Here is a 3238-nt window from a genome sequence, read left to right on the forward strand (position 1 = left end):
TGGAGTGCTCCCGAGCACCGTCGTGACTATCAACGATCTCGCTGCCGCGAGTTCGCATCGAGGGGGTCAGGGGTTCGAATCCCCTCGTCTCCACCAGTTCAGGAGCCATTTCCGTCGAGGGAAATGGCTCTTTTGCCATCCATGTCGGCCCGCCTTCGCGGCTTGGTGTCCCTGACCTAGTGGGTTGCCGGTCACAGTGCGACGCTGAGAGACTTTCGCTATGCCTCGCGCTACTGATTCGGCGTCGCTTCGCGCGGTCCAAGCAATCGGTGATCTTCCTCGGTCCGTACGCATCGTGTTCTTCGCGGCGATCGTCGCAGCGATCAGCTATGCCGCCGGCTCCCAGCGGGGCTGGCTGATGGGTGTCGTCGCAGGGTTGTTCTACGGCGGCCTGTTCCTCTGGAGCGTGCTGTGGCCCGCCCGCGCCCGGGCGTGGTCCGCCGAGCACCTCGTGGTCGATGCGGCGCTCATCGTGCCCCTGACCTTCTTCGCCTTGGCGGCCTTGGGCACGAAGACCTCCTTGGTCAAGATCGCCGTCATCGCGCTCGTCGTCGGGGCTGTCACGATTCCGATCAAGGTGTGGCAACGTCGCCGGGTGCAGGCCCGTCGTGCGCTCGGGGACCAGGTGTCGCTGAATTGATCCGCTGGTCGGACAGGATCAGGGCCGGCTTCCGTCGCGGGGTCAGGCTTACGGCGAGGGTGTCGCTCGCGGTGCTCGGAAGCGTTGCACTCCTGGTCGCCGCTGCGCTGGTGGCGCTCTCGATCGAGTCCTCGGGTACGCCTGCCGCGTCCGCGCGGGGCACCGGTCATGACGCGGAGTGGCTCGGCCACGCCTGGGTCGACGGGCGCAAGAGTCAGTCTGATGTGGACGATCTCGTGGCGTGGCTGCGTACCACGGGAATCCGTGACCTCTTCGTGCACAGCGGGCCGTTCAACGACGACGGGACACTGGATCCCGCCGTCCGGCCGCGCGGGCGCTGGTTCGTCGACGCCATTCATCAGGCGCTCCCCGGCGTACGCGTTCAGGCGTGGCTGGGCGCCCATCCGGTGCCGGGCGAGCTGGACTTCGCGCTGGCGAGTACGCAGGCGAACCTGTCCACTTCGGCCGCACAGGTGCTCGACGACGGTTTCGACGGCGTCCACTACGACTTCGAGCCCGTCGTCGACGGTGATCCCGATCTGCTGACGGTGCTCCGTCAGGCGCATGAGGTCACCCGAGCACGGGGAGCGGTGCTCTCGGTTTCGGCGGTCCACACCGAGCCGTGGCGAGGCATGACGGTCGGCCTGGCCATGGTGCCGACGTCGCTCGCCCTGTGGTCGGCCGGCTATCTGCGCCAGGTCGCGCTGGAGGTGGATCAGGTGGCCTTGATGGCCTACGACACCTCACTGCCCTCGCAGGCGGCGTACGCCGGTTATGTGCGGCGGGTGACGGAGGCGGCCCTGCAGGCGGTCCCGGAGGAGGTCGCGCTGTTCATCGGCATTCCGGCGTACCACGATGAGCATCCGTTTCATCACAGGCAGGCGGAGACGGTCGCTGCCGCAGTACGCGGAGTCCGTCTGGCGATGGGTGATACGGCGCTGACTCGTGAGTTCGGTGTCGCCGCGTACGTGGATTTCGCGGCCACCGCCGAGGACTGGGCCGCCTATCGAGAGGGCTGGCACGACTAGCCGTTCGCCGTGTACGCACCCGCTACGGTGTGCGGATGACTCGCGTTGTGGTGCGGCCGCGCATTCGGATGGCCCTGTTCATGATCATCTCCGATGTGTTCGCGCTGGCGGGTCTTTCCTACCTCGCGAACGGCCATGTCGTCGCCGACCGCAACTGGCCCGGCGTCGGCCTCGGGTGCGCGCTGACGCTGATCGGCGGCCTGGGCGTCTGGCGTACGCTCCGGCTGGGCGTGATCATCGATCAGAGTGGCCTGCTGGTTCGCAGCTTCGCCGCGTCGAACCGGTTGGTGCCGTGGACGGCGGTTCAGTCGATCGGCAGCGAGAAGCTCTTCCTCCGCGGCGGAAGGCCGTTCTACGCGCCCGTTCTTCAAGTCGACGGCATCGGCCGACTGACGGCTCCGGAGGTGGGTTCGTCCTCGCTGGAGGAGGCTGAGCAGAAGGCCGCCGACCTCCGGGGTCTCCAGGCGGCGGCGCAGAACTACCGGCCGGCGGTCATCAGCGGCTAGGTCGCGAACCAAGCTTCCGGGCGGTCGGCGTACGCGTCGGCGATGCAGGCCGTCTCCCGCTCGGTGAGCGGTGGCAGGTCCTCGACGGAGAACCAGCCCACTTCGGTGGACTCGTCGTCGTTGACCGTCGCTTCGCCGTCCACCGCGTGGCACAAGAAGGCGATGTCCATGAACTGAGCGCGATCGCCGTTCGGATAGGTCGACGGCCCGAGCGCCTGTACGCGGAGAAGCCGATCGGCGACAGCGATGACGCCGGTCTCCTCCCAGACTTCGCGCAGTGCCCCGATCGCCGGTTGCTCGCCGGGATCGAGGCACCCCGTCACGAGTGTCCAGCGACCGTTGTCCTTTCGGCGTACCAGCAGGATTTGATCGTCTGTATTGCGCACGACGGCCGTGACACCGGGCAGCCAGAGCAGGTCGTGACCGATCTTCTCGCGGAGCGCGAGGATGAATTCGGGCGTCGGCATCAGGATCCCAGCAGGGTAGGCCCGAGGCCGGGATCGAGGTGGTCGAGCGCCGCCGCGAGCTTGCGCTCCTCGTAGGTGAAATGGGTTTCGAGCAGCGCGGCGAGCGTGTCGCGTTCGAGCTTGGTCGGCGCGGCCGCGAGTTTGCGCAGGGACTCGACGATCAGCTCATGATCGCGGCGCAGCTCGGCCACGACCGTGCGAAGTTCGGGATGATCAGCCTCGATACGCGGAAAGGCGCCGGCTTCCTCGGCCGTGTGATGGCGGGTGAGCGCGTCGCAGAAGGCGAGGCAGTGAGCAGTCAGATCGGCCGCGGTGTCGAGGTCGGCGAGCTGATCGCGGAGACGGTCGTGAATGTCGGCGAGCTGGTGGCTGAGGGCGAGCAGGCGGTCGTGTTCGGGCATCGTTCCCCCACTGTACCAACGTCACCGATGCGTTGATCATGGAGTTTCCGGCGTCGACATACCGTCGAGACCACAGTTAACTCCATGATCAACGGGGCTTGGCTCGGCCCGGCGGCGGCGCGGCGGCGGCCCGGCGGCGGCGGGGCGGGGCGGCGGCGCGGCGGGGCGGGGCGGCGGCGCGGCGGGGCGGCGGCGC

General features: G+C 68.0%; 5 protein-coding genes. 3 read left to right on the forward strand and 2 right to left on the reverse strand.

What is annotated here, in order from left to right; translation table 11 throughout:
- Positions 1-220 precede the first annotated feature (220 nt).
- The 3 genes from AB0M47_RS42485 to AB0M47_RS42495 all read left to right on the forward strand — a co-directional run bounded on the left by AB0M47_RS42485 (position 221) and on the right by AB0M47_RS42495 (position 2174).
- Complete coding sequence (locus AB0M47_RS42485; protein WP_363424665.1) at positions 221-640, forward strand: hypothetical protein; 420 nt, start codon at positions 221-223, stop codon at positions 638-640.
- A gap of 71 nt (positions 641-711) precedes the next feature.
- Complete coding sequence (locus AB0M47_RS42490; protein WP_363424667.1) at positions 712-1668, forward strand: hypothetical protein; 957 nt, start codon at positions 712-714, stop codon at positions 1666-1668.
- A 35-nt stretch (positions 1669-1703) separates the two neighbouring features.
- Positions 1704-2174 carry a hypothetical protein gene (locus tag AB0M47_RS42495; protein WP_363424669.1) on the forward strand — a complete coding sequence of 157 codons (471 nt, stop codon included), beginning with the start codon at positions 1704-1706 and terminating at the stop codon, positions 2172-2174.
- Here the strand turns inward: AB0M47_RS42495 and AB0M47_RS42500 are convergent.
- Together AB0M47_RS42500 and AB0M47_RS42505 are read right to left on the reverse strand one after the other, a co-directional pair.
- Positions 2171-2641: an NUDIX domain-containing protein gene (locus AB0M47_RS42500; protein WP_363424672.1), complete on the reverse strand. Its 471-nt coding sequence runs from the start codon at positions 2639-2641 to the stop codon at positions 2171-2173. The genes AB0M47_RS42495 and AB0M47_RS42500 overlap by 4 nt on opposite strands.
- The gene (locus tag AB0M47_RS42505; protein WP_363424675.1) at positions 2641-3042 is read right to left on the reverse strand and encodes a hemerythrin domain-containing protein; all 402 of its coding nucleotides are present in this window, start codon (positions 3040-3042) and stop codon (positions 2641-2643) included. The genes AB0M47_RS42500 and AB0M47_RS42505 overlap by 1 nt, the downstream gene beginning before the upstream one ends.
- Positions 3043-3238 lie beyond the last annotated feature (196 nt).

This window comes from Hamadaea sp. NPDC051192 (genome assembly GCF_040682475.1).
Taxonomy (GTDB): domain Bacteria; phylum Actinomycetota; class Actinomycetes; order Mycobacteriales; family Micromonosporaceae; genus Hamadaea; species Hamadaea flava.